Origin of the sequence: Embleya sp. NBC_00888, assembly GCF_045207655.1 — a bacterium.
In the GTDB taxonomy this organism is placed as follows: domain Bacteria; phylum Actinomycetota; class Actinomycetes; order Streptomycetales; family Streptomycetaceae; genus Embleya.
Genome location: NZ_CP108785.1, coordinates 2,146,217 through 2,172,922, shown reverse-complemented (window position 1 = coordinate 2,172,922; position 26,706 = coordinate 2,146,217). Strand labels below are relative to the sequence as shown.

22 protein-coding genes are annotated in these 26,706 nt (G+C 71.4%); 13 read left to right on the top strand and 9 right to left on the bottom strand.

Annotation, left to right across the window (positions count from 1 at the left end):
• Positions 1 to 164: 164 nt before the first annotated feature.
• From OG948_RS43835 to OG948_RS43805, 7 genes are all read left to right on the top strand, one after another.
• Positions 165 to 1,091 (top strand): NmrA family NAD(P)-binding protein, encoded by a 927-nt coding sequence (locus OG948_RS43835; RefSeq protein ID WP_331770575.1) that lies wholly within the window; start codon positions 165 to 167, stop codon positions 1,089 to 1,091.
• Positions 1,092 to 1,281: 190 nt separating this feature from the next.
• Positions 1,282 to 2,535, top strand: coding sequence for a CaiB/BaiF CoA transferase family protein (locus tag OG948_RS43830; protein WP_406300603.1), 1,254 nt, complete (start codon positions 1,282 to 1,284; stop codon positions 2,533 to 2,535).
• Complete coding sequence (locus OG948_RS43825) at positions 2,532 to 4,085, top strand: carboxyl transferase domain-containing protein (RefSeq protein WP_331770573.1); 1,554 nt, start codon at positions 2,532 to 2,534, stop codon at positions 4,083 to 4,085. Before OG948_RS43830 ends, OG948_RS43825 begins: the two co-directional genes overlap by 4 nt.
• A 164-nt stretch (positions 4,086 to 4,249) precedes the next feature.
• Positions 4,250 to 5,206 (top strand): carbamate kinase, encoded by a 957-nt coding sequence (locus OG948_RS43820; RefSeq protein ID WP_331770572.1) that lies wholly within the window; start codon positions 4,250 to 4,252, stop codon positions 5,204 to 5,206.
• Between the two features lie 76 nt (positions 5,207 to 5,282).
• Positions 5,283 to 6,389 carry a ring-opening amidohydrolase gene (locus OG948_RS43815; protein WP_331773501.1) on the top strand — a complete coding sequence of 369 codons (1,107 nt, stop codon included), beginning with the start codon at positions 5,283 to 5,285 and terminating at the stop codon, positions 6,387 to 6,389.
• 395 nt (positions 6,390 to 6,784) lie between these two features.
• Positions 6,785 to 7,039, top strand: coding sequence for a hypothetical protein (locus OG948_RS43810; protein ID WP_331770571.1), 255 nt, complete (start codon positions 6,785 to 6,787; stop codon positions 7,037 to 7,039).
• 431 nt (positions 7,040 to 7,470) lie between these two features.
• Positions 7,471 to 8,751, top strand: a complete 1,281-nt coding sequence (locus OG948_RS43805; protein ID WP_406300602.1) for a S41 family peptidase — start codon at positions 7,471 to 7,473, stop codon at positions 8,749 to 8,751.
• Positions 8,752 to 8,877: 126 nt separating this feature from the next.
• Here the strand turns inward: OG948_RS43805 and OG948_RS43800 are convergent, their stop codons facing one another.
• Positions 8,878 to 9,492, bottom strand: a complete 615-nt coding sequence (locus OG948_RS43800; protein ID WP_331770570.1) for a YciI family protein — start codon at positions 9,490 to 9,492, stop codon at positions 8,878 to 8,880.
• Between the two features lie 317 nt (positions 9,493 to 9,809).
• On the opposite strand from OG948_RS43800, the gene OG948_RS43795 reads away from it, so the two are divergent.
• The 3 genes from OG948_RS43795 to OG948_RS43785 all read left to right on the top strand — a co-directional run bounded on the left by OG948_RS43795 (position 9,810) and on the right by OG948_RS43785 (position 12,220).
• Positions 9,810 to 10,382 (top strand): papain-like cysteine protease family protein, encoded by a 573-nt coding sequence (locus tag OG948_RS43795; RefSeq protein WP_331770569.1) that lies wholly within the window; start codon positions 9,810 to 9,812, stop codon positions 10,380 to 10,382.
• A 12-nt stretch (positions 10,383 to 10,394) separates the two neighbouring features.
• The gene (locus OG948_RS43790) at positions 10,395 to 11,243 is read left to right on the top strand and encodes a hypothetical protein (protein WP_331770568.1); all 849 of its coding nucleotides are present in this window, start codon (positions 10,395 to 10,397) and stop codon (positions 11,241 to 11,243) included.
• 194 nt (positions 11,244 to 11,437) lie between these two features.
• Entirely contained in the window at positions 11,438 to 12,220 is a 783-nt protein-coding gene (locus OG948_RS43785; protein ID WP_331770567.1) for an isoprenyl transferase, read from the top strand.
• A gap of 112 nt (positions 12,221 to 12,332) precedes the next feature.
• Here OG948_RS43785 and OG948_RS43780 read toward each other — a convergent pair whose 3' ends face one another.
• From OG948_RS43780 to OG948_RS43750, 7 genes are all read right to left on the bottom strand, one after another.
• Positions 12,333 to 13,232, bottom strand: a complete 900-nt coding sequence (locus OG948_RS43780; RefSeq protein WP_331770566.1) for a carbon-nitrogen hydrolase family protein — start codon at positions 13,230 to 13,232, stop codon at positions 12,333 to 12,335.
• Positions 13,233 to 13,281: 49 nt separating this feature from the next.
• Positions 13,282 to 13,935 carry a carbon monoxide dehydrogenase subunit G gene (locus tag OG948_RS43775; protein WP_331770565.1) on the bottom strand — a complete coding sequence of 218 codons (654 nt, stop codon included), beginning with the start codon at positions 13,933 to 13,935 and terminating at the stop codon, positions 13,282 to 13,284.
• A gap of 15 nt (positions 13,936 to 13,950) precedes the next feature.
• On the bottom strand, positions 13,951 to 16,380 hold the full coding sequence (gene cutA / locus OG948_RS43770) for an aerobic carbon-monoxide dehydrogenase large subunit (protein ID WP_331770564.1): 2,430 nt from the start codon (positions 16,378 to 16,380) through the stop codon (positions 13,951 to 13,953).
• The gene (locus OG948_RS43765) at positions 16,377 to 16,913 is read right to left on the bottom strand and encodes a (2Fe-2S)-binding protein (RefSeq protein WP_331770563.1); all 537 of its coding nucleotides are present in this window, start codon (positions 16,911 to 16,913) and stop codon (positions 16,377 to 16,379) included. Before OG948_RS43765 ends, cutA begins: the two co-directional genes overlap by 4 nt.
• Complete coding sequence (locus OG948_RS43760) at positions 16,910 to 17,833, bottom strand: xanthine dehydrogenase family protein subunit M (protein ID WP_331770562.1); 924 nt, start codon at positions 17,831 to 17,833, stop codon at positions 16,910 to 16,912. The genes OG948_RS43765 and OG948_RS43760 overlap by 4 nt, the downstream gene beginning before the upstream one ends.
• Positions 17,834 to 17,885: 52 nt before the next feature.
• Positions 17,886 to 19,358: a solute carrier family 23 protein gene (locus OG948_RS43755; RefSeq protein WP_331770561.1), complete on the bottom strand. Its 1,473-nt coding sequence runs from the start codon at positions 19,356 to 19,358 to the stop codon at positions 17,886 to 17,888.
• A gap of 259 nt (positions 19,359 to 19,617) precedes the next feature.
• A complete protein-coding gene (locus OG948_RS43750) occupies positions 19,618 to 21,273 on the bottom strand; it encodes a PucR family transcriptional regulator ligand-binding domain-containing protein (protein WP_331770560.1) in 1,656 nt (551 codons plus the stop codon).
• Between the two features lie 383 nt (positions 21,274 to 21,656).
• Between OG948_RS43750 and OG948_RS43745 the strand changes: the two genes are divergently transcribed.
• From OG948_RS43745 to OG948_RS43735, 3 genes are read left to right on the top strand one after another with little or no spacing between them, the layout of a single operon-like run.
• Positions 21,657 to 22,604, top strand: coding sequence for a DUF2877 domain-containing protein (locus OG948_RS43745; RefSeq protein ID WP_331770559.1), 948 nt, complete (start codon positions 21,657 to 21,659; stop codon positions 22,602 to 22,604).
• On the top strand, positions 22,588 to 24,066 hold the full coding sequence (locus tag OG948_RS43740; protein WP_331770558.1) for an FdrA family protein: 1,479 nt from the start codon (positions 22,588 to 22,590) through the stop codon (positions 24,064 to 24,066). Before OG948_RS43745 ends, OG948_RS43740 begins: the two co-directional genes overlap by 17 nt.
• Positions 24,063 to 25,484, top strand: coding sequence for a DUF1116 domain-containing protein (locus OG948_RS43735; RefSeq protein WP_331770557.1), 1,422 nt, complete (start codon positions 24,063 to 24,065; stop codon positions 25,482 to 25,484). Before OG948_RS43740 ends, OG948_RS43735 begins: the two co-directional genes overlap by 4 nt.
• A 123-nt stretch (positions 25,485 to 25,607) precedes the next feature.
• Here the strand turns inward: OG948_RS43735 and OG948_RS43730 are convergent, their stop codons facing one another.
• A complete protein-coding gene (locus OG948_RS43730; RefSeq protein WP_331770556.1) occupies positions 25,608 to 26,702 on the bottom strand; it encodes an XdhC family protein in 1,095 nt (364 codons plus the stop codon).
• Positions 26,703 to 26,706: the final 4 nt, after the last annotated feature.

Sequence of the window (26,706 nt, the reverse complement as noted above, 5' to 3'; positions counted from 1 at the left end):
CCTGGCTGTAAGGGTTCGATCAGCGATCGGCGGCGTGAGGGGCATGGGCGTTGTCCTCGAGTCGCTGCGGGATTCTGCCTTCGGCAGGATGTGACCGATTTCGGGGGTGGGTGTTGGCGAGGGCGGACGGTGCCGGGGGTGGGTCGGCTGCCTAGCGTGAGTGCATGATCGTGATCACTGGTGCGGCGGGGAAGACCGGGCGGGCGCTGACCTGGGCGTTGGCGGAGCGTGGGGCTCGGGTGCGGGCGTTCGTGCGGCGGCCGGAGCAGGTTTCGGTTGCGGTCGCGGCCGGGGCGAGCGAGGCCGTGGTGGGCGATGTGGGCGAGCCCGCGGATCTGGACGAGGCGTTGCGTGGGTGTTCGGCGATCTACCACATCGCGCCGAACGTACATCCGGACGAGCCCGCCATCGGCCGGGTGGTGATCGCCGCGGCGCAGCGGGCCGGCGTGGAGCGATTCGTCTTCCATTCCGTGCTGCGCCCGCAACTGCGCGCGATGCCCCATCACGAGGCGAAGGCGCGGGTCGAGGAGGCGCTGTTCGAGTCGGGCCTGGCGGTGACCGTGCTGCAGCCGGGGCCGTACCAGCAGAACACGCTCGACGCGCGCGAGGCGATCGTGCGGATCGGCGACTTCGCCGTGCCGTATCGGGTGGACGCGCCGTTCGCCGCCGTCGACCTGCGCGATGTCGCGCAGGCGGCGGCCGTGGTGTTGTGCGAGGACGGCCACGAGGACGCGGTGTACGAACTGTCCGGCCCCGAGGCGTTGACCCCTCGGCTGATCGCCGGGCACCTGGCCGAGGTGCTGGGCCGCCCGGTGACCGCGCGCCGGATCGACCCGCGCGACTGGTACGAGGAGGCCCGTGCCGGCGGACTGTCCGGCTACCCGCTCGAGACCCTCACCGCGATGTTCGCGTTCTACGACCGGCACGGCCTGACCGGCAACCCGCGCACCCTCGCCGCGCTGCTCGATCGTGCGCCGACCCGCTTCGCGGACTTCGCCCGCCGGGTGTTCGGGCCCGACGACGCGCACTACGCGCCGGGCTTCCAACACCAAGTATTGCCAAGTGAGCGCGATTCGTTGGGCAGTAACTGACGGCGAGCATCGCCCGCGAGCCGCCTAGCTTGGACGCACTCGGAATCGGAGCGCGGATCGCACCGCGCCCCACGCTCGGCCGTACGCACCGCACACACACGCACCGCACACACGCACCGCACACACGCACCGACATACGCACTGCCACCACGCGTCACGCACCACACCCGTACACCGCACGGATGCCCGGATGGACGGACGCGCAACGCCGCATACCTGCAGAAAGGGGTGTTTCGACGTGAGCGGACCGCTCTGCGACCTCGTCGTGCTCGACCTCTCCCGCGCCCTCGCCGGCCCGCACGCCGCGATGATGCTCGGCGACATGGGCGCCCGTGTCATCAAGGTGGAGAACCCGGACGGTGGGGACGACACCCGCGGCTGGGGTCCGCCGTTCGTGGGGGCCGAGGACGCGCGGGAGTCGACGTACTTCCTGTCCTGCAATCGCAACAAGGAGTCGATCGTCCTCGACTTGAAGACCGAGGAGGGCCGGCAGACGCTGGCCCGACTGATCCGGCACAGCGACGTGCTCGTGGAGAACTTCCGCACCGGCGTGCTCGATCGACTCGGCTTCCCGATGGAGGAGCTGACCCGGCTCAACCCGCGCCTGGTGGTGCTGTCCATCACCGGCTTCGGACACGACGGCCCGCAGGGCGGCCGGCCCGGCTACGACCAGATCGCCCAGGGCGAGGCCGGCCTGATGAGTCTGACCGGCCCCGGCCCCGACGACCCCACCCGGATCGGCGTGCCGATCGGCGACCTGCTGGCCGGGATGTACGGCGCCTACGGCGTGGTCGCCGCGCTGCACGAGCGTGAGCGCACCGGCCTGGGCCGGGTCGTACGCACCTCGCTGCTCGCCGCGATCGTCGGCGTACACGCCTTCCAGGGCACCAACTACACCGTGGCCGGCCAGGTCGGGCACGCGCAGGGTAACCTGCACCCCTCGCTCCAGCCGTACGGCTCCTACCGCTGCGCGGACGCGATCATCCAGGTCGCGGTCGGCAGCGAGAAGTTGTGGGCCAAGTTCGCGCCGATGGTCGGCCTGGCCGTGGACGACCCGCGCTTCGCGGTCAACGCCGACCGGGTGGTCAATCGGGCCGAACTCGCGGACGCGATCAACGCCGCGTTCGGCGAGCGCGCCGTCGACGAGCTGCTTCCGGAACTGGCCGCCGCCGGCATCCCGGCCGGCGAGGTGCGCACGATCGACCGGGTCTACGAGTGGGACCAGACCAAGTCGCAGGGTCTGCTGCTCGACGTCATGCACAGCACGCTCGGTCCGATCACGCTGCCCGGCCCGCCGATTCGCCTGGACGGAGCGGGCGACGCGGCGGACGGCGGTCGGCGCCGGCACGAGGCGCCGCCGACGCTGGGCCAGCACACGGACAGCGTGCAGGCGTGGCTCGACGCCGAGGACGCCCGCGCCCTGCACGCCGCGCGGCGCGCATGAGCACCGCGCCCGTGCCGGCGCCCGCGTCCACGCCCGCACCGGTACCCGCACCGACCCGCCGCACCCGCGTCGGCGCGCACGCGCTGATCCGCCTGGTCCTGGACCCCGACACCTGGACGAGCTGGGACACCGCACCGCACCGCCCGGAGCGACTGGACGCGGGATACGTCGACGAACTGCGCGCCGCCGAAGCCAAGAGCGGCGTGGACGAGTCGGTGATCACCGGTGAGGGGCGCATCCAGGGCCGCCGAGTGGCGGTCGTGGCCTGCGAATTCGACTTCCTGGCCGGCTCGATCGGGGTGGCCGCGTCCTCGCGCCTGGTCGCCGCGATCGAACGCGCCACCGCCGAGCGGCTGCCGCTCGTCGCGTCGCCGACCTCCGGCGGCACCCGGATGCAGGAGGGCACCGTCGCCTTCCTCCAGATGGTCCGGATCAGTGCCGCGGTCGCCGCGCACAAGAGCGCCGGTCTGCCGTATCTGGTCTACCTGCGCGGGCCCACCACCGGTGGTGTGCTCGCCTCGTGGGGCTCGCTGGGCCACGTCACCGCCGCCGAACCCGGCGCGTTGATCGGCTTCCTCGGCCCGCGCGTGTACGAGGCTCTGCACGGGCAACCCTTCCCGGAGGGTGTCCAGGTCGCGGAGAACCTGTACGCGCACGGCCTGGTGGACGCCGTCGTCGAGCCCGATCGGCTCGGCGAAGTGGCCGCACGCGTCCTCGACATCGTCACCGCGCCGCGCGAACACCTGCCCGACGTCGCGCCGTTGCCGGTCGAGGATCTGGCCGACGTTCCGGCGTGGACCTCGGTCGAGCTCTCCCGTCGCGCCGAACGCCCGGGCGCCCGCGCCCTGTTGCGCCACGCGGCGAGCGCGGTGGTGCCGCTGCACGGCACCGGTCAGGGCGAGAGCGACCCCGGTCTGCTGCTCGCGCTGGCCCGATTCGGCGGCGCGCCGTGCGTGGTGCTGGCCCAGGACCGGGCCCGGCAGTCCAGTCACGGCCCGTTCGGCCCGGCCGGTCTGCGGGTGGCCCGACGCGGCATGCGGCTGGCCGCCGAACTCGACCTGCCGCTGGTCAGCGTCGTGGACACCGGCGGCGCGGCGCTCAGCCGCGAGGCCGAGGAGGGCGGTCTGGCCGGTGAGATAGCCCGGTGCCTGGCCGAACTGGTCACCCTGCCCACACCGACGTTGTGTCTGCTGCTCGGGCAGGGCGCGGGCGGCGGCGCGATGGCTCTGCTGCCCGCGGACCGGGTGTTGTGCGCCCAGCACGGCTGGTTGTCCCCGCTGCCGCCCGAGGGCGCGTCGGCGCTGCGCTATCGCACTCCCACCCGGGGTGCGGAGATCGCCGCCGCGCAGGGCATCCGGTCGCTGGATCTGCTGCGCGACGGGGTGGTGGACCGGATCGTGGCCGAGCGGCCCGACGCCGCCGACGAGCCGGTCGCGTTCCTGGCCCGACTGGCCCAGGTGTTGGAGTACGAATTGGTCGGACTGTTGCGCCGACCGACCGCCGAGCGGCGTGCGGCGCGGCTGGAGCGGTACGCGCGGCTGGGCTGCTGAGGCCCGCGGGCGGTGCGTACCGCTCGGCAAGTTCTGCCAGATCGATTGGGTTTTGTGGTCAACAAGCTCCCAAGCCATCGACCTGGTCACCCGCTTAGAGTCCCAAGTCCCGGACGGGACAGCCGGGACTCCCCGCGTACGACAGGAACAGGAGAGTTCGACACATGCCAACTCCCCGCACCGGGAGAGTACTCATCGCCCTCGGCGGAAACGCCATGACGGGACCCGATGGGAGTGCCACTCCCGACGCCCAGCGGGCCGCCGTCGCGGTGGCGATGGAAGCGGTGGCCGACCTGATCGCCTCCGGCGTCGAGGTGGTGCTCACCCACGGCAACGGACCGCAGGTGGGCAACCTGCTGGTCAAGAACGAACTCACCGCGCACGTCGTGCCTCCGGTGACCCTGGACTGGTGCGGCGCGCAGACGCAGGGCACGCTCGGCTTCACCATCGTCTCCGCCTTGGAGGCCGCGCTGCGCCGCCGAGGGCAGGCGGCGCCGGTGGCGGCCCTGGTCACCCGCACGCTCGTGGACGCCGCCGACCCGGCGTTCGAGCACCCCACCAAGCCGGTCGGCCGGCATCTGCCGCAGGCCGAGGCGGAACGCTTCGTCGCGCTCGGCCAGCACTGGGAGGACCGGGGTGCGAAGGGCTGGCGACGGGTCGTACCCTCGCCCGATCCGCTGGAGGTGGTCGACGCCCCGGCCATCTCGGCCCTGGTCGCGGCGGGCTTCGTCACGGTCGCGGCCGGTGGCGGTGGCATCCCGGTGGTGCGCGACGCGGACGGCGCCGAGCGCGGCGTGGAGGCGGTCCTGGACAAGGACCTCACCGCGGCCCTGCTCGCGGCGTCGGTGGACGCGGACGTACTGGTGATCGCCACCGACGTGCCCAACGCGATGCTCGACTACGGCACCGCGAACGAGCGGGTGATCGGTCGGGTCACCCCCGAGGAACTGCGCGCGCACGCCGCGGCCGGCCAGTTCGCCGGTGGCAGCATGGGGCCCAAGGTCGAGGCGGCGGTGCGCTTCGTCGAGAAGGGCGGCCGGCGCTCGGTGATCACGTCGTTGGATCGCATCACCGCCGCCGTGGCGGGCGAGTCCGGGACGGTCGTGGAGCCGGGCGCCTGACGGGGCGTCGGCGGTATCCGACGTGGTCGACGAAGTACAAAGAACTCAACGAACTCCAATGAACGAGGTGGAACGAGTGCCCAGGCCGATCGAGGTTCACAAGGTCGCCATCGAGAGCGTCACCGACGCGTCCGGATTGGCCAAGCTCATCGACGACGGCGTGTTCGCCGCGGACGATGTGCTCGCCGTCATCGGGAAGACCGAGGGCAATGGCGGGGTCAACGACTACACCCGCATTCTGGCCGACCGCGCCTTCCGCGAGGTGCTGGTCGCCAAGGGCAAGCGCTCGGTCGAGGAGGCGCAGCAGGTTCCGCTGGTGTGGTCCGGCGGCACCGACGGCGTGATCTCCCCCCACGCGACGGTCTTCGCGTACGCGCCGGAGAACCGCTACCAGCCCACCGACGAGCCGCGCGTGTCGGTCGGCGTCGCGATGAGCGAGCAGATCCTGCCCGAGGACATCGGCCGCGTGCCGATGGTGGAGAAGGTCGCCGCCGGCGTACGCAAGGCGATGGCCGTCGCGGGCATCACCGACCCGGCCGACGTGCACTACGTGCAGACCAAGACGCCGCTGCTGGTGCTGGACACCATCAACGACGCCAAGGCGCGCGGGTTCGACGTGTGGACCGAGGACACCCTCAAGTCCATGGACGTCTCCAACTCCACCACCGCGCTGGGCATCGCCGTGGCGCTCGGCGAGATCGAGCTGCCGACCGCCGAGCAGATCCACCGCGACCTGTCGTTGTACTCGTCGGTGGCGTCCTGCTCCTCCGGCGTCGAGTTGGACTGCGCGCAGATCGTCGTGGTCGGCAACGTGCGCGGCGTGGGCGGTCCGTTCCGGGTCGGCCACGACGTGATGAAGGACGCGCTGGACGCGGACGGCATCTGGTCGGCGATCCGTTCGGCCGGCATCGACCTGCCGGAGCGCCCGCACACCTCGGACCTCGGCGACCGGCTGGTCAACGTGTTCCTCAAGTGCGAGGCGGACCCGAGCGGCAGCGTGCGCGGGCGGCGCAACATCATGCTCGACGACTCGGACGTGCACTGGCACCGGCAGATCAAGGCCACCGTCGGCGGCGTGACCGCGTCCGTCACCGGCGACCCGGCCGTGTTCGTCTCGGTCGCCGCCGTCCACCAGGGCCCCTCCGGCGGCGGACCGGTCGCGGCCATCGTGCGGATGGACTGACGCATCCCGCAACCCCTCCACCGGCCACCGCCCCCTCGTCCCGGGGCGGTGGCCGGCGGCATGTGGCGAGCGTCGGCGCCGACCTCGGTCGGCGGCCGACCCGTCACCCCTGGTCGGCGACCAGCAGTGCCGCAGCCGTCCGCGCGGCGTCGCCGACATCCCGGACGCCGACTGATCCGACGATTCCCCGTCGCCGCGGACCACGGCCGGGAGCGACAGTGATTCTCGGCCTCCGAGGGTGGTGGAGCACCTGTTTCGCGTCGGAGTTCGCTTCCGCCGTTGATTGCGCACACGCGGGGGAAAGGCTCCCGATCAAGCACCGGGGCGGGGATCCTCGGGGCTCACGTCCGGGAGAGGGAGACATCGTGACGGCAGTGCGCAGAATGGTTTCCACCATGGCCGCAGCGGCGATTGTGGCCGGCGGCGCACTGATGGCCGCGCCGGCGGCCCGGGCGGACGCGAAGCTCGCCGCGGCCCCCGTCGAGGCGACGGTGGCGGCGAGTGCGCCCGGGTGGGTGTACTACGGCTATTTCCCGAACACCGGCGCGTGCAACACCGCGGGGCAACGACTGGTGGCGTCGGGCTGGACGACCAAGTACCGCTGCGACTACGGGCCGTGGGTGACCCTGATGTACGTCTGGGCCGAGTGAGCCGGGGCCGGGGCGGTGGGCGTTGCCCGGTCTGAGATAGCAACTTTCGAGGGCAGCCGACGTGTTGCCCCGCGTGTGAGGCTCGCCGTATGACTTCACGTGATGAACTGCGGCATCGCTTCCGACCGGCGGTAACACCTGCGAATGGGTCTGGGGATGCGCTTGCGAACGGCTTGCCGGCGAACCGGGTGTCGGCGAACGGCGCCCCCGCGAATCGACGTCGGCGCAGGTCCGGTGCGGCCCTGTGGATCGGTCTCTCGGTGGCCATGGCCGCCGTCCTGGTTGCGACGGCGGGTCCACCCGCCTCGGCACTCGTTCGCCCGTCGGGGGCGACGGACCCCGGAATCGACGCATCCGAGGCCTCGGCAGACACCGATCGCCGTTCCCTGGACGGGATTTGGCGACTCGACGGCTACGGCATCGTCTTCGGTGTGGAGCACGGCACCTTACGAACCTACGAGACGACCGGGATCAGCTGTGCCAAGGCCGGTTCGGCGCAGCAGGTCGGCGCGCCCGGTCCCGATGGCACGATCCGCTTCGAGGATGCGAACGGGATCGGCTTCCTCGTCCGTCCCACTGCCCGGCCCGGCCACGCCTCGCTGCGGGTCGAGGGCTCGCTGGGTGACAAGGACATGCGCCGGGTTCGCGCCCTGCCGCCTCGCTGTGGTCGTCCGTCGGCGACCGATCCGCTGAGCACGTTCGACGTGTTCTGGCAGACGTTCCGGGAGAACTACGCGTTCTTCGCCACGCGCGGCGTCGACTGGGACGCGGCCCGTGCCAAGTACCGTCCTCTGATCAACGCCGCCACGACCGACGACCAACTCTTCGACATCCTGTCCGCAATGGCCGACCCCCTGCACGACGGGCACGTCGGGCTGCATGCGGACACGCCGACGATCAACCGGACCTACGGCGGCCTCCGACCGGGGACTCTGTCGCCGACCAAGGAACTCGACGCGAAGACAAAGGCGTTGATCGAACGGCGCGACCTGGGCGGTGTTCCGCTCCGGATGTTCGCCAACGGCGCGATCGGCTACGCGGACCTGCCCGGCGGGCTCGGCTACATACGGATCACCCGCTTCGCCGACTACACCGCCGATGGGGGTGGCCATGCGGCGGAGGCGGCCGAACTGGATCGCGCCCTGGATGCGATCATCACCTCCGCGCACGCCTCAGGCCCGACGGCCTGGCGAGGTCTGATCGTGGACGACCGGTTCAACACCGGCGGCGCCGACCCATTGGGCCTGCAGATCGCCGCCCGACTCACCGACCGGTCCTACGTGGCGTACGCGAAGCGCACCCGCAACGACCCCGACGACCTCGACGCCTACACTCGCCCGCAGCCTTTCCGGGTCGACCCGGCCGCGTCCGTGCCGCGCTATACCGGCCCGATCGCGCTGCTCACCGGCGGCTCCACGGTCAGCGCCGGCGAGACGTTCGCGCATGCCCTGATCAACCGCCCGACCGGCACGATCCGGATCGGCGAGAACACCCAGGGCTGCTTCTCCGACCGCCTGATCCGCAACCTGCCCAACGGCTGGCTGTTCAGCCTGTCCAACGAGCAATTCCTCACCCGCACCGGCCACTTCTACGAAGGCCCCGGTATCCCACCCCACATCCGCACTCCGGTCTTCACCGACGACGAGTTCCGCGACGACCGCGACAGCGCCTTCGACCGAGCCCGGGAGCTGCTGAGCCGACCTCACCCTTGACGGCATCGCGGTCTTTCCGCACACCGACCGACCGTCCCGGTCTCCGGGGCGGTCGGCGGGCGCCGGGGTCGGGGTGGGTACCACCGGACCGGTTCGCGTTGGTTGACGGTGCGGCGAGGCGCGGCACTAGTCCTCCGAGCGGCCGCCGAAGCACCAGTCGTGGACTTCGATGTTCCGGTACAGGCCGGCCCGGGCGTACGGCCCCTGGGCCAACAGGTCCTCCGCGGCGGGGCGGTCCGGTAGTTCGGCCAGGATCGCGGTGCCCAGCCAGTCCTCGGCGGCGTCTTCGGAGAGCAACGGCCCACAGACGATCAGGTTTTCCCGGTAGTCGCCATGGAGTAGCCAACGGCGTTGCTCCGCCCGCAGCCGGTCCCGGGTCGCGGCCACGCCCGCCTTGGCGTGGCCGAGGATCAGGAATCGCGGGTGGCCTTCCGAACTCCCTTTGAAATCCCACATCTTCCGGCCGAGAGTGTTGTGCCAACGCCGGATCAGCACCTCTTCCTCGTACACGCCCGCCCGGTGGTTCGGCTCCGCGAACGCGAACACGCGCGCGGCCTCGGCGTCCGGCAGGTCGACGATGTGGACGCTGCCGGTCACCGTCTCCCCGTCGGGGGCGAACGTCGGCCCGCGGGCGATCATCCCCTCGGCGTACCCGTCCATGAACGACCAATGGGCTTCCAGGAGTTCGTCACGCAGGGCCCTGGTTCCCGGCTTGTCGCGACAATAGAAGAGGTACTCCATGTCGATCCCCCATGAGTCACGCCGTTGTCGGCACGCACAGTACGGGAGCCCGCCCTCCCTGTCGATCAACGAGTGCCGCCCTCGCATCGGTGTACGGCATCGACTCCCATGGCTGCCTCGGGATGCGCATCCGTCACGGCGAGTCATGGCCGCAGTGGCAATCGTGGAGCTATTTCTATGCTTATACGCCGACTCCTTCCTTCAGGGTGGTTCCCGAATGCCTTCCGAGTGGCTCCCGGGCGAGGTGATCATTTTGCGCTGTCATGCAGCTGCAAGATCGCTCAAAACTCGTCGTATCCACACGGGAAAGCAGGACTATGAGCAGATTCGGGTTCGCGAAAACCGCATCGGCCATCGCATTGACGACTTCGGGGTTGCTCCTCGCCGCGAGCGGCACGGCCCAGGCGGAAGCCAACTACGACCAGATCACCATGCTGAAGCAGGAGAAGAGCCAGTGGTGCTGGGTCGCCTCCGGGCTCACCATCGCCAAGTTCCAGGGCTACGGCACCACCCAAACGGACTTCTGTACTCGGGCCGCCGGGCGTAACGGCAATCTGAGCTGTGACAACCAGCCCGCGACGCTCCAGGACATGGCGAACGCCTGGGCGAGCCTGGGCATGAAGCAGACCGGCACCGGCCTCTCCAGTGCCGCCTCGTTCAACCAGGTCAGCACCGACGTCAAGGCGGCCCGGCCGATCGGTGCCCGCATCGGCTGGACGTCCGGCGGTGGCCACATGAACGTCGTCTACGGCTACGACACGTCGAACAACACCATCGCCGTCGGCGACCCGTGGCCGGACACCACCACCTACACGTGGTGGAACTACAACGACTACGTGAACAACAGTTCGTTCAAGTGGACCCACTCCCGGATCAACATCTCCCAGTAGAAGGCGGGCGACATGCAAGACCAAGGCACGTCCACCACACGGGAGAGAAATCGTTTCTCCCGCCTGTCCACCGTTGTGGCGCTGAGCGCATCGGCACTGCTGACCGCCATCGGCCCGGCGGGCGCGGTCGACATCCCCGATCAGCAGGCCGCGCTCGATCTGGTGAAGTCGGCCGGCGTGCACGACGCCGTCTGTCGCTTCCTCGGCGTGCCGCTGCCCGAGGGTGGCCCCGGGGCGGCGCCGGTGACGATTCCGGACAAGGCCGATCCCTGCGAGGGCCTGCCGGCGTTCACGGTGAAGGACCCTCTGGTGGTGAACCAGATCACGCCGGGCTTCGTCGCGGGAACGGCCCTGCCGATCGCCACCCAGGCGATCGCGCTGAGCCATCTCGTGTCCTCGCTGGATGTCACCGTCAACGGCCGCAATGCCACCGTCATGCTCGCCCCGACCCAGGGCGGCGGCTGGCACCTGGCGGCCGTCCGCGACGGCGACAGCGACACCACGTACGCCGGTAAGGCCGGCGTCGGGGCCCTGGTGTTCACCGAGCCCCAACTGCACGCGTGGTACCAACTCAAGGCCACCACCGTCGAGCCGCTCAACGACCAGGCCAAGCAGGGTCTGGGCGGGCAGTCCGCACTCTCGCTCGGCGACTACCAGAAGCTGGTCAAGGCCCGCTACGCCGACAAGTTGCCCGGCTCGGACTACGACACCAACGGCGTGTCCAGCGGTTACGCCACCGCCGACACGGCGGACGACTCGTCGTCGGCGACGCCACTGATCGTCGGCGGTTCGAGCGCGGCACTCGTACTCGTGGGCGGTGCCGTCGTCCTCCGCCGCCGGCGGCGCGAGAACACCGGCTGAACGCGGTCCCTTCGCCCCGGCGCCCGGCACTGGCGGGGCGCCGGGGCGAGGCCGTTCCTGCGGCACGGCGGCCCCGAGCGGCGGCAGGTGTGCAAGTGGCCCGAGTGGTAAAGCCGTTGAGCGCGCTCGCCGAACCGGTGAGAACGTCCCTGGTAGGGTCCGCCGAGGGTTTTGCCACGCGATGGAGATGGTGCATGAAGCTACTCCCGCTGTTCCTGCGGCGGCCGATCGAAGCGGTGTACGAACGCCGACTGGCCGCCACCCTGATAGGCCTGCCGCGCCCACGGCACGTCGGGATCATGCTCGACGGCAACCGGCGCTGGGCCCGAAAGGCGGGGCACGCGGACGTCCGGGAGGGGTACCGGGCGGGTGGCGCCAAGGCGACCGAGTTCCTGGGCTGGTGCACCGCCGCGGGAATCGAGCACGTAACCCTCTTCATGCTCTCCGACGACAACCTCGGCCGACCCGCGGAAGAGCTCGGCCCGCTGATCGAGATCATCGAGGAGACCGTCCGGGACATCACGGCCGAAGGCCGGCCCTGGGAAGTGCGGGTGATCGGCTCGCTCGACATGCTGCCCGGTGCCGGCGCCCGGGTGCTCAAGACGGCCACCGCCGCGACGAAGGGGCGCGGTGGGCTGAGAGTGGACGTCGCGGTCGGCTACGGCGGCCGACGGGAGATCGTCGACGCGGTGAAGAGCGCCTTCGAGGCACACATGGCGGCCGGTGGGGACCCGGCCGAACTGGTCGAACGGTTCGATGTCGAGGACATCTCCCGGCATTTGTACTCGCCGACCGCCGCGCACACCGACTTCATCATCCGCACCTCGGGAGAGCAGCGGCTGTCCGGCTTCCTGCTCTGGCAGTCCGCGTACGCGGAGATGCACTGGGTGGACTGCTACTGGCCGGCGTTCCGGCACGTGGACTTCCTGCGCGCGCTGCGCTCGTACGCCAGTCGCGAACGGCGATTCGGCAAATAGCCGCCGTCGGCGCCGGGCGGCACCCGGACGAGCAGCCGGGTGAGCGGGCGGCACCGCGTGCACGATGCCCCGGCCCGATCCGCCGGGCCGGGGCATCGCGTTCGTGCGCTGATCAGCCGTGCGGGAACGTGGACTTCGCCGGACGGACCAGGTCGTCCGCGTAGTTGGCGATCAGGTCCAGGTTGCGGTCGGCCAGGTGGTCGAAGACCTGGGGCACGTTCGACCCCGGGGTCAGCGACGCCAACGCCCGCTCCGGGTCCAGACGAGCGGAGACCCAACCCTCATGCGAGGAGCCGCGCGCGATCACCTCGGCGCCCGGGGTGACGATCATCGAGTTGCCGAAGTACAGCACACCGGCCGGGTCGCTGCCGGTGGCGTTGGCGCCGATCACGTAGACGTGGTTGTCGTACGCCCGTGCCCGGCAGGTGAGTTCCCACAGGTCGGCGGAGCGCAGCAGGGCGGACGGGCGGCAGATCACCTCGGCGCCGTGCACCGCCTGGATCCGGCTCAGCTCCGGGTAGTCGCCGTCGAAGCAGATGATCATGCCGATCCGACCGAGGTCGGTCTCCACGACGCTGACGTACTCGCCCGGCGTGACCCACCCACCGCGCGAGCGCAGTTCGGGCCCGAACGGGTGGGTCTTGCGGTAGACGCCGAGCACCCGACCGTCCGGCCCGGCCAGCACGGACGAGTTGTACACGACCCCGCGGTCGTCCCCGCGTTCGTAGGTACCCCACACCAGATGCACGCCCAACTCCCGGGCCCGCTCCTGGAACGGCTCGGTGAGCGCGCCCGGGACGTCGTCGACCAGGTCCCACAACTCCTCGGCGCTCAGCGCCGGGGTGAAGCCGGTGGTCACGCTCTCCGGCAGCACGACCAACTCGGCACCGGTGGACTCGACGCAGCGGGTGACCCAGTCCAGCGCGTGGGCGATGTTCGCCTCGACCACCGCCGCGGTGAGCGGTCCCGGCCGGGGCACGACCTGGACGGCCGCCGCCGTGAACGCACGCATGGTAACTCCCTTTCCCGATCGGTTCGTGATCGGTTCCCGATCAGTGGAATCAGCGACGACGGGCGATCACGCCGCCGACGATCGCGCCGAGCAGCGCCACCGCGGCGCCGAACAGCGCACCCTTGGCGAAGTCGGTGCCGCCGAACGACGAGGCCGCCGCCGGGGCCGCGTACCCGCCGGCCGGCGCGGCCGCGCCGGCGCCATCGGCCTGCGCCACCACGGCGGTTCCGTTGACCGCCGCGGGCACCGGGGTGAGCGGCGTCTGTCCGGTCAGGATCTTGTCGACCGACTTGAAGAACTCGCCCGCCGTCTTCTTGGCGACACCCGTCAGCATGCGCTGCCCGACCCCGCCGATCACCCCGCCCACCACGGCCTCGGCGTCGTACTCCAGCCGGGTCCGCCCGCCGTCGATGTCCTCCAGGGTGACCTTGACCTCGGCGCTGACCGTGCCCGGGCCGCCCGAGCCGGACGCCTTGAGCATGAACGAGCCGGGCGGTACCTGGTCGGTGAGCTGCACGTTGCCCAGGTAGGTGCCCTTGATCGAGGCGACGCCCATCGTCACCGTCATCCGGTACGCGTCGGGGCCGGTCTCCTCGAGCTTCTCGCAGCCGGGGATGGTGCGGGTGAGGACGGCCGGGTCGTTCAGCGCCGCCCAGACCTTGTCGGCCGGCGCGTTCAGGATGGCGTTTCCTTGGACCTTCATGGTGCGACGTGCTCCTTAACGGTGGGTGCCGGCGGCATGGTCGGCGCCGCGGCGCAGGGCCGGGATCTCGCCGGCGGCGAACCGCTTGCGCAGGTGGAAGAGTTCGGACGGCTGGATCGGCATCCGCACGATCGGGAAGCCCTCGGCGTCCTCGATCGCGGAGGCGAACACGGCCGCCGCGGGGATCACGCCCGCCTCGCCGGCACCCTTGATGCCGAGCGGGTTGAGCGGGGAGGGCGTCTCCAGGTGGTCGATCTCGATCTTCGGGACCTCGCTGGCGTACGGCATCAGGAAGTCCATGAACGAGGCGTTGACCAACTGCCCGTGCTCGTCGTACTCCATGCGCTCGTACAGCGCGCCGCCGACGCCCTGCGCGACGCCGCCGTGCACCTGGCCCTCGACGATCATCGGGTTGATCAGGTGCCCGCAGTCGTGCACGACGCAGTAGCGCAGGATGCGGATCTCGGCGGTGTCGGGGTCGGTCTCCACGATCACCGCGTGCATGCCGTTGGCGAAGGTGGCGGTCGGCGGCGAGTAGTAGTCGCGGCCCTCCAGGCCGGGTTCCTCGCCCTCGGGGACCGGCAGCTTGGAGAAGTCGGCGGCGCCGGTGAGCTGGGTGGCCGCCTGGGACGCCTCGTCGAAGGCGTAGCGCAGCGGGTTGGACAACACCGCGACCGTGCCGAGCGCGACCGACGAGCCCGGACTGCCCTTGACCCGCACTTGACCGTCGACGATTTCCAGGTCGCGCGGGTCGGCCTCCAGCGCCTCGCCCGCGATCCGCAGCGCCTTGGCCTTGACGTTGCGCGCGGCCAGCGCGATGGCGTTGCCGCTCATCACCGCCGCCCGTGATGCGAACGTGCCGACCGCGTACGGGAATCGGCGGGTGTCACCGGTGGTCACCGTGACGTCCTCGAGCGGTACGCCCAGTTCGTCGGCGACGATCTGCGCGAACACCGTCTGGTGGCCCTGGCCCTGACTGGTCAACCCGGTGGCGACGTTGACCTTGCCGGTGGTCTCGATCTGGACGTGACCACCCTCGTACGGGCCCACGCCGGTGCCCTCGACGTAGCACGCGACGCCGATTCCGACCCGGCGGCCCTCGGCCCGCGCCTGCGCGCGGTACGCCTCGAACTCGTCCCAGCCGACCAGCTTCTTCAGCGCCTCCAACGACCCGGGGAAGTCGCCCGAGTCGTAGATCAGCGGTCGGCCGTCCTGGAAGAGCAGGCCGTGGTCGTACGGCATCTCGTCGGGCTTGATGAAGTTGACCGCGCGCACCTCGGTGCGGTCCCTGCCCAGGTGGTCCGCGATCGCGTCCATCGCGCGCTCCATCGCGAACACGCCCTGCGGGCGCCCGGCGCCGCGGTAGGGGGTCACTATCACCGTGTTGGTGTACAGGCTGCGGAAGTCGACCCGGTAGGCGCCGGGCTTGTACGGGCCGAGCAACTGGGTGGAGGTGATGATCGGCACGATGATCCCGTACGGCGTGTAGGCGCCGTTGTCGTGCAGGATCTCCACGTCCAGGCCGAGCAGTCGGCCGTCGTCGTCGAAGCCGACCCGTACGGTCTGCAACTGCCCGCGCTCGTGCGCGGCGGAGATGAAGTGCTCGCGGCGGTCCTCGGTCCACTTGACCTCGTGGTCGAGCAGTCGGGCCGCCCACGGGACCAGGATCTCCTCCGGCCACGGGTGCACGATCTTGACGCCGAAGCCGCCGCCGACGTCGGGGGTGACGCACTCGACCCGGTCCAGCGGCAGGTCCAGCTTGGCCGCGACGGCCGCGCGCACGCCGGTGGAGGTCTGCGTGGAGGTGTACACGCGCAGGCTCGCGTCGGCGGCGTCCCAGCGGGCGTAGACCCCGCGACCCTCCATCGGCATGCACGCGCTGCGCTCGATGTCGAGCTTCAACTCCAGCCGGTTCGGCGCGGCGGCGATCGCCGCGGGCGCGTCGCCGACCTCCTGGACGAAGTGCGCCGCGCAGTTGCCGGGCACGTCCTCGTGCACCAGGCGGTCGGCGCGGAAGGCGTTCTCGATGCCGACCACGGGCGGCAGCGGTTCGTACTCGACGGTGATCCGCTCGCAGGCGTCCTCGGCCAGGTAGCGGTCCCGGGCGACGACCATCACGACGGCCTCGCCGACGTGGTTGACGAACTCCTTGGCCAGCGGGTACGCGGTGCGGCCGTGGGTGAGCGCGGGGTGCGGGATGAGCAGCGGGAGCGGCTCGGCGACCCGGCCGGTCAGGTCCTCGTAGGTGTAGATGGCGACCAGGCCGTCGACGTCGAGCGCGCCGGTGACGTCGATCCCGGTGATCCTGGCGCGGGCGTGCGGGCTGCGTACGAACGCGGCCTCGTAGGAGCCCTCGCCCAGGTCGTCGAGGTAGCGGCCGTTGCCGACCAACAGGCGCAGGTCCTCGGTGCGTTGCACGGGTGCGCCGAACATCTTGGTGGTCATCGGGCGTCCCCCTCGGACTGCTCGTCGGCCCGGCGTTCGTGGGTGATCTCGGCGGCGCGCAGCACCGACTTCACGATGTTCTGGTACCCGGTACAGCGACACAGGTTGCCCGAGATCGCCTCGCGCGCCTCCTCCTCGGTCGGCGTCGGGTTCTCCTCCAGGAAGGCGGAGACGACGGTGAGGAAGCCGGGTGTACAGAACCCGCACTGGAGTCCGTGACACTCGCGGAAGGCCTGCTGTACGGGGTGCATGGTGCCGTCGGCGTCGGCCAGTCCCTCGACGGTGGTGATCTCGTGGCCCTGCGCGCTGACGGCGAACATCAGGCAACCACGCATCGGCTTGCCGTCGACCTGGATCGTGCACGCGCCGCACACGCCGTGCTCGCAGCCCACGTGGGTGCCGGTCAGGCCCAGGTCGTGGCGCAGGCAGTCGGAGAGCAGTCGGCGCGGGGTGACGGTGGTGGTGTGCAGCACGCCGTTCACGCTGAGCCGGATGTCGAGGCGTTGTTCGGTGGGGATCTGCGTCTCGGTCATCGGGCGCTCCGCTCGTTGGTGCCGGTGTCGCGTGCTGCGTTGGGGTTCGGGTCGACCAGGGCCGCGCGTTCGGTGGCCGTGCGCAGCGCGCGGACGGTGAGTACGCCGGCCAACTGCGCGCGGTACTCGGCGGTGGCGTGGATGTCCGGCTCGGGTTCCAGACTCGAGGACGCCAGGGTCGCCGCGTCCTGCCAGCCGGCGGTGTCGGCGGTACGGCCGATCAGCGCGTCGGTCAGGTCGAGCACGAGCGGCACCGGCGAGAGCGAGAGGTAGGCGGCCCGGGCGGAGACGATCCGCAGGTCGTCGTCGACGGTGACCGCCGCCGCGACGCCGCACATCGCGTAGTCGCCGTGTCGGCGGGCGATCTCCACGAACTCGGTGCCGGTGCGGCCCGGCAGCCGGGGGAAGTAGGCGGCCACGGCCAGCTCGCCCGCCTCGATGCACGCCTCCAGCGGCCCGACGAAGAAGTCCTCGGCGGGCACGGTGCGGGTGGCTCCCTTGCGGGCCAGCGTCATCGAGCCGCCGAGCAGGGCCAGTACGGCGGTCATCTCGCCGGAGGGGTCGGCGTGCGCGAGGCTGCCCACGGTGGTGCCCCGGTTGCGGATCACCGGGTGGGCGACCAGGCGCAGGCCCTGGCGCAGCAGCGGGACGACCGCGTGTGCGGCCTCGTCCGCCTCGACCTCGGCGTGCCGGGCGAGCGCGCCCACCGCGACGCCGCCGGGGTCGGTGCGGACATAGGAGAGTTCGGCGAGCCCGTTGATGTCGACCAGGTTGGCCGGGGCCGCGAGTCTCATGTTGAGCATCGGGATCAGACTCTGGCCGCCGGCGAGGACCTTTCCGTCGTGGCCGACCCCGTCGAGGACGTCGAGGGCTTCGGCCAGATCGGTCGGTGCGTGATATCGGAATGCCGGCGGCTTCACGGTGTCGTCTCCTCCTGGTGTCGCGTGCGGTGGTGCGCCTGGTGTGTCGGCGTCAGCTCGACGGCGTCTTCGGCGGCGGAGCGGCGGCGGTGGAGCCGGCCAATGGCTGCTCCGAGGGCTGGTGTTCCTCCACCGTGCCCAGGGACAACGCGGTGCCGCCCTCGAGTTCGACGTCGGCGGGGGCCTTGGGGTCGCGCATGTGTGCGGGAGCCAGGGCATGCAGGGTGTGGTAGGCCACCAGGGTGACGATGGTGCCCAGCGCGATGCCCTCGATGACGAAGTCGTCGTTGATCTTGATCGCGACGCCGCCGATGCCGATCACGATGCCGGCCGCGATCGGGACGAGGTTGATCGGGTTGGCGAAGTCGACCTTGTTCTCGATCCAGATCTTCGCGCCGAGCAGGCCGATCATGCCGTAGAGCACGACGGTGATCCCGCCCAACACGCCGCCGGGGGTGGCCGCGATCAGCGCGCCGAACTTGGGACACAGGCCGAACAGCACGGCGACGACTGCGGCGACGTAGTAGGCGGCGGTGGAGTAGACCCGGGTGGCCGCCATGACGCCGATGTTCTCGGCGTACGTGGTGGTGGGCGAGCCGCCCACCGCGCTGGCCATCACGGTGCCCAGGCCGTCCGCGGTGATCGCCTTGCCCAGGCTGCCGTCCAGGTCGGCGCCGGTCATCTCGGAGACCGCCTTGACGTGGCCGGCGTTCTCCGCGATCAGCGCGATCACGGCGGGCAGCGCGACCAGGATCGCCGAGGTCTTGAAGTCCGGGGCGTGCGTGGTGGGCAGCCCGAACCAGTCGGCGGAGGTGACGCCGGAGAAGTCGACCCGGTCGTGGGCGAATGCCTTGCCGTCGTTTTGACCGGGCTGGACCGAGGTGATCTGTCCGAAGCCCTTGTCGAACAACCACGACATCGCGTAGCCGAAGACCAGGCCGAGGAAGATCGCGATCCGGGACCAGAAGCCGCGCAGCAGCACGGTCATCGCGATCACCGCGGTCATCGTCAGGATGGCGATCCACTGGTCCTGCGGCCAGTACACCTCGGCCACCACGGGCGCCAGGTTGAAGCCGATCAACATCACCACGGCGCCGGTGACCACCGGCGGCAGCGCCTTGTTGACGAGTTCGGCGCCGAGCAGGTGGATCAGCACGCCGGCGAGCGCGAGTACCACGCCGGCGACCAGGATCGATCCGGTCACCGTCGCGCTGGAGCCGCCGGAGGCGCGGATGGTGGCGACCGCGCCGACGAACGCGGCGCTGGTACCGAGGTAGCTGGGGATCTTGCCCTGCACGATGAGCAGGAAGACCACCGTGGCCACACCCGACATCATGATCGCCAGGTTCGGGTCCAGACCCATGACTACCGGGAATACGAATGTCGCGCCGAACATCGCGACGATGTGCTGTGCGCCCAGACCGATGGTCCGACCCCACGAGAGTCGTTCGTCGGGGCGTACGACCTCACCCGGAGGTGGGGTGCTGCCGTCCCCGTAGAGCTTCCATCCCAAGCCGAGTGCCATGTTCAGCCGCCTTCCAGGCGTAGGGGGGTGCGAGGGCGATTCGTTGTCGCACGACCCGGCACGGTGAGCGCGATCCGGTGATGTTCGCCGTTCTCGCCACGAGGTTGGGGGAAGGTTATGGATGGGTCGGACACTGCGGCTTGGGTGATAGCTGACAGATCCGGCCTGGTGGTGTTGTGGAATTCACCCAAGGTTTGTTGCCGACTCGTCTCGGCGTATGGATGAACGACCAAGGGTCTCTCCGTACGTGCGCGCTACGCTACAGCCCGCGCATGCGGCGCACCTGGAGCGCCAGCATGATGTTGAGCCGTAGGTGCGAATCCGTGGTGAACGCGCCGAGCAACCGTTCGAGTTTGCCGATCCGGTAGCGCAGCGTGTTGTAGTGGAAGTGCAGGATCCGGGCCGTCTCGGCCACGTTCAGGTTGGTGTCGAGCAGCACCTCCAGGGTGGTGCGCAGGTCGGTGGTCTCCTCGTCCTCGCGGCTCGCGAGTTCGCCGAGGGTCTCCCGCATGAAGCTGGTCAGTTCGGCCGAGTCGGGGACCAGGCTGAGCAGGCGGTACACGCCCAGGCTGTCGAAGTCGGCGATGCCGCCCGGGCCGTGCATCTGCCGACCGACCTTGGCCGCGCGGCGCGCCTGTTCGTAGGCCTCGGGCAGCAGCGCGGGGTCGGTGACCACGCGGCTGACCCCGGTGGAGAACGAGCGGCGCCCGCCGCCGCCGTCGCCGGAGACCTGGGCGACCATGTGCCGGACCAACTCGCCGGGCGGGGTGCGCTCCGAGGCGCCCATCACCACCACGACCTCCTGGCTGTAGCCGACCACGGCCGCGCGCGGATCGCGTTCGCGCACCACGATGCCCCACGCGGTGGCGAAGCGTTCGTGTGCGGGCCGCAGGTCGTCCGACTCCGGGTCGAGGCCCTCGCCGGGTTCCAACTGCGCGACCACCACGGTCAGCGGGCGGTCGATCGCCCAGCCCAGCGACGCGCAGTGCCGCACGGTGTGCGCCGGGTCGCCGGCCCGGCCGGCCAGCAGGTCGCGCATGAAGTCGCCCTGGTACTTGCTCTCCACGGCGGCGACCGCGAGTTCCTTGGTGATCACCAGCGCCGCGGTGGCGGCGGCCCGTTCCAATACTTGGATGTCGCTCTCGTCGAGCGTGCGCCCGGCGGAGATCAGGACGACCCGGCCGTGGTCGAGAGCGCCGGCCAGGATCGGTACCAGGGCCACCCCGGTGGTCGGGTCCTCCAGGGCCCGTGCGCCGTGCTTGAAGCGCTCCACCCGGAAGCGGCCGGTGGCGTCGAACACGCCGCGTCCGCTCGATGTGGCCGCGACCTGTTCGGAGGCCGACGACGCGAGCAGCCGGCCGTCGGGTGTGGTGACCATGACGGTGCCGCCCAGCAGTCGGCTGAGCTCGTCGGTGATCGCCTCCAGGCCGCCGCCCGCGAGCACCACGCTGACCAGCGCGCGGTGCGCCTCCTCGGAGCGGGCCAGCACCGCGGCCTGCCGGTTGAGGATGTCGGTGAGCACCTGGTTGAGAATGTCGTCGAAGGCGACGTCGTCGGGCAGCCGGATGATCGGCAGGCCCACCCGGTCGGCGGCCTCCAGCATGTCGGCGGGCAACTCGTCCAGGTAGCGGCCCAGCTTGATGCCCACGGCGGCGAGCCGGCGCGACTCCAACTCGGTCACCAGGTCGCACAGGGACTGTGGGGTCTCGCGCAGCGGGTAGCCGGTGGTCAGCAGGAGTTCGTGCGGTTTGGTCCAGGGCAGGATGTCCGGGACCTCCATCACGTTGAGCCGCTGCACCACGCGGTCCAGGCCGCGCTCCCCGGCCATCAGCCGGGCGCCGGACAGGCTGGACAGGCTCAGCACGTCGCGCACCGCGACGCCGCGGACGAGCGTGCCGGTACTCGCGGTTCGCACCCCGCCAGGGCTTGGCAAATTACGCGAATTATCTGCGCCAAGGTTGGCAACTTGCTCCATTCGAGGACCATAGCCATTGGATTACGTTCACAACAGACATTGAGCCGGTCCGATTTGAGTGGCACCGGATGACAGGTCACACCGGAGCCCCTCCGCCCCGGAGGCCTCGACCACACCGTGTCGATCATCGACTTCGCACCGTTTCGACCAGGGGCGTCGTTGAGCCCGGCACCGGTGGACCCGGCGCCACTCGACCCGGCATCGCTCGGCACGACAGCACTCGGCACGGACAGCACTCGGCACGGACAGCACGTTGATCCCCGTACCACTTCGCATCCGCTCCACACCACCTCGATTCCGCACCGTTCCCGGGAGGCACCACCGTGGTAGACCCGGGAGACAGTGGCGATCCGGCGACGGTGACGATGCCGGGCTCGGCCTCCGAGCGGATCCGCGCGGCACTGTGCGCGCCGACCCGGCCCGCGCGGGTGCTCGGCGTCTTCCCGGCCGCGATCTACCTCGCCGACCCGGACGGCACGGTCCTGGCCCTGTGCACGCACGACGCGGTCCGACTGCCCAACGCCCTCGTGCTCGCCGGCCGCAGCACCGCGTCCCCCTTCCCCGCACTCGCCGGCCACCGGCACGCCCATATCGGCGACGGCCGGGTGTGCATCGGCCCGCTGCGGGTGCCGGCGGCCCGCTGGTGGACCCCGCCGCGCCCGCCCGCGCCGGGCGACGCCGACACCCGCCGGGCCGGGTGCGCCGCGCTGCGCACCGCACTGGAGCCGGTACGCACCGGCCTGTCCGCCGACGCGCGCGCCCACCTGGCCGACCTGGGCCGACACGTCGCGACCGACCCCGATCGGGCGTACGCCGCCGCGCTGCGGCTGATCGGCCTGGGCCCGGGTCTGACCCCCAGCGGCGACGACGCGCTGTGCGGCTTCCTGCTCGCGCTGCGCCTGCTCGCCCCCGACCCGGCCGGCGGCCGGCACGCGAGCGCCCTCGGCGCGCGCGTCACGGCACACGCCCCGGGCCGCACCACCGACCTGTCCGCCGCGCTGCTCGGCCACGCCGTCCGCGGCGACGGCTGCGCGCAACTGATCGACCTGATCGGTGCGGTGGGCCGGGACACCGACGTCATCCCTTGCCTGCGCCGCCTGCTGACGGTGGGTCACACCTCCGGCGCGGACCTCGCCCACGGCGTCCTGGCCGGGGCCGAGGCGGCCGACGCAGATCTGGTACCAGCGATCGCCGGAGCCCCTCGCGGCTGCGGCGGTCCCACCGAACTCCCGTACCCCGAAGGAAGGAGCGCCCGTGAGCAGCGCGCTTGAGCTGCGCCGCGGAACATACCGAGACTCGGTCAGCCTGATGCAGGTGAGCCGATCGGTATCCGCGGTGGACGGGGTCACCAAGGCGCTCGTCGCCATGGCGACGGAACTCAACGTCGGCCTGTTGGCGGGCATGGGCTTCGAGACCCCGGACGGCGCCGGACCCAACGACCTGATCGTGGCGATCCGGGCCGACGACGACGACGCGCTGCGGCGCGCCCTCGAGGTGCTCGAACAGGCACTGGTCCTGTCCACCGGCGGCGGCACCGGGATCGGCTCCGCCGCCGGCGTCCCGCCGCGCACGATCCGTACCGCCGCCGGTGCCACGCCCGACGCGAGCCTCGCGCTGGTCTCGGTACCCGGACCGCACGCCTTCGCCGAGGCGATGGACGCCCTCGAAGCGGGCCTGGACGTGCTGATCTTCAGCGACAACGTGCCCGTCGAGCAGGAGATCCGACTCAAGGACGTGGGCCGCGAACGCGGCCTCCTGGTGATGGGCCCGGACTGCGGCACCGCGCTGGTCGGCGGCGTCGGCCTCGGCTTCGCCAACTCCGTGCGCCCGGGACCGATCGGCATCGTGGCCGCCTCCGGCACCGGATCGCAGGAACTGATGTGCCTGCTGCACGCGGCCGGCAGCGGCGTCAGCCACTGCCTGGGCGTGGGCGGACGCGACCTGAGCGAGGCGGTCGGCGCCCGCTCGACGCTCCAGGCGCTGGCGATGCTGGACGCCGACCCGGCCACCGAACTGATCGTGGTGGTCTCCAAGCCGCCCGCCGACTCGGTCGCGGCCGAGGTCGAGCGCTACGCCTCGACGCTGTCCACACCGGTGCAGTTGGCCTTCCTCGGGCAGGGCCGCGAGGACCTCACCGCCGCCGCGACCAAGGCGCTGGCCGCCATCGGACACGCCGGTGTCCAGGACCGGACCTGGCGCCCCGAGCGGACCGTGCCCACCCGTACCGGCGCGCTGCGCGGGCTCTTCTGCGGCGGCACGCTGTGCGACGAGGCGATGATCATCGCCGCCGACCGGCTCGGCCCGATCGCCTCCAACATCCCGTTGCGGGCCGACTGGGCGCTGCCCGCCGACCTGCGCACGGCCGGGCACCTGATGATCGACTTCGGCGACGACGGCCTGACCGCGGGCCGTCCGCACCCGATGATCGACCCGAGCCTGCGCCTGGAGCGGCTCGCCGAGGAACTGGCCGACCCGGCCACCGCGGTACTGCTCCTGGACGTCGTCCTGGGACACGGCGCGCACCCGGACCCGGCCGCCGATCTGGCCGAGGTGCTGCGCGCCGCCGGACCGGACGCGCCCGCCGTGCTGATCTCGCTGTGCGGCACCGACCTGGACCCGCAGGACCTGGACGCCCAGGCCCGCGCCCTGACCGCCGCCGGCGCCGAGGTCCACCTGTCCAATGCCGAGGCCGCCCGGCGCGCCGTGGCGATCGTAGAAGGGCTCGACGCGTGAGTGCTCCCAACCCCCGAGGCGGCACGCTGCTGACCCGGGACCCGTCCGTGGTGACGGTCGGCGCCGATCTGCTCGCCGACGCGCTGGCCGCGCAGGCCGTACCGGTGACCGCCGTCGACTGGCGCCCGCCGCTGCCCGGCACCGCCGACGCGCTGGCCGCGGTGCTCGCCGACGCGCGCCGCGAGGCGGCCAACACGGTCGCGATCGAGCGGGTGCTGGCATCCACACCGCACCTGGTGGACGTCAAGCCCGCGAGCGAGGCGCTGGGTCTGAAGGCCGGCCAGTTCCGGCACGCCGGACCGCCGATCGACTGGGCGCGGGCGTCCGGGCCGATGCGCGGCGCGCTGATCGGCGCGGTGCTGTTCGAGGGCCTGGCCGACACCCCGGAGGCGGCGGAGAAGTTCCTCGCCGAGGGTCACGCCGAACTGGACTCCTGCCATCACCACCACGCGGTGGGGCCGATGGCGGGTGTGGTCAGCCCGTCGATGTGGATGTTCGAACTCGAGGACACCACGCACGGCACCCGCGCGTGGTGCTCGCTGAACGAGGGCCTGGGCAAGGTGCTGCGCTACGGCGCGTACGGGCCCGAGGTGATCGAGCGGCTGCGCTGGATGTCCGCGGTGCTCGGTCCGCTGCTGCGCACCGCGGTGCGCGCGGGCGAGGCGATCGACATCCGGGCGATCATCGCGCAGATGTTGCAGATGGGCGACGAGGGCCACAACCGCAACCGCGCCGGCACCCTGATGTTGCTGCGCGAACTGCTGCCGAACATGATCGACAGCGGCGCGCCGACCTCGGACATCGCCGAGGCGGCCCGCTTCGTCGGCGGCAACGACCACTTCTTCCTGAACCTGGACATGCCCGCCTGCAAGCTGGCGATGGACGCGGGCCGCGACGTGCCCGGCTCCTCGCTCGTGGTGGCGATGGCGCGCAACGGCACCGACTTCGGCATCCAGGTCTCCGGCACCGGCGACCGCTGGTACACCGGTCCCGCCGAGGTCCCGGACGGTCTGTACCTGGGCGCGTACGGCCCGGACGACGCCAACCCGGACATCGGCGACTCGGCGATCACCGAGACCGCCGGCATCGGCGGCTTCGCGATGGCGGCGGCACCGGCGATCGTGCGGTTCATCGGCGGCGAGGTGGACGACGCGCTGGCCGCGACCCGGCGGATGTACGAGATCACCCTCGCGGAGAACCCGGCCTACCAGATCCCGGTGCTGGACTTCCGCGGCACGCCGACCGGGATCGACGTGACCAAGGTGGTGCGCACCGGCATCCTGCCGCAGATCAACACCGGCATCGCGGGCAAGGTCGCGGGCACCGGTCAGGTCGGCGCGGGCCTGGTCACCCCGCCGGCGGACTGCTTCGTCGCGGCGGTCCAGGCACTGGCGGAGGCGATACCGCCGATCGGCTGACCTTCGACACCTGCCGCACCGCAAGGAGCCCGCCGCGCGAATCGCGCGGCGGGCTCCTTGCGGTGCGGCAGGTGCGGCACGTGCGGCACGTGTGCGGCTCGGTGTGCGGCGGCTGCGCGGTGCTCAGCGGTGGATGCGGCCGTCGGTCAGCGACAGCGGGCGGGCGGAGCCGCCGTGGCGGGCCCGGACGATCTCGGCGAGCACCGCGATCGCGGTCTCCTGCGGAGTGCGCGCACCCAGGTCCAGGCCGATCGGGGAGTGCAGCAGCGCCAACTCGGCCTCGGTCACGCCCGCCTCGCGCAGCCGCGACAACCGGTCCTCGTGCGCCCGGCGACTGCCCATCGCGCCGACGTAGGCGACCGGCATGCGCAACGCCCGGACCAGGACCGGCACGTCGAACTTGGGATCGTGGGTGAGCACGCACACCGCCGTGCGCGCGTCCACCCGGGTGTCCGCGAGGTAGCGGTCGGGCCAGTCCACCACCAACTCGTCGACGTCGGGAAAACGCTCCGCGGTCGCGAACACCGGGCGCGCGTCGCACACCGTCACCCGGAACCCGGCGAACGCGCCCGCGCGGGCCACCGCCACCGCGTAGTCGTTCGAGCCGAACACCAACAGGCGCGGTCGCGGCAGGTACGAGCGCACGAAGACGATCTCGTCCTGTCGCACGCCGAGCGCCTCGACCGGAACCAGCGCGTCGCCGTCCGGCCGGGCCAGCGTGGTGCGATCGTCCGCGAGCAACGCGCGCAGCGCGGGCACGAACGGACCGCTCCCGTCCTCGTCCGCGCCGACCACCACCCGGGTGCCGAGCCGATCCGCGTCCGGGGCCGCGACCACGGTGGCGACCGCGATCGGCCGGCCCTCGCGCAGCGCGGCGATCAGCTCGGGAAACTCCGGATAGCGCGCCGGGTCGACCGGCTCGACGTACACCTCCAGGGTGCCGCCGCAGGTCAGGCCCACCATCAGCGCGTCGTCGTCGCTGATCCCGTAGGCGGCGGTACGCGGCCGGCCCTCGGCGATGACCTCCCGCGCCAGTTCGTACACGTCGCCCTCGACGCACCCGCCCGAGACGCTGCCCAGCGCCACGCCGTCGGCGGACACCGCCATCACCGCACCCGCGTCGCGCGGGGCACTGCGCAGCGTGGACACCACGGTCGCGAGCGCGAAGGTGCGCCCGTCCCGGTACCACGCCTCCAGGTGGTCGAGCAGTTCACGCATGGCC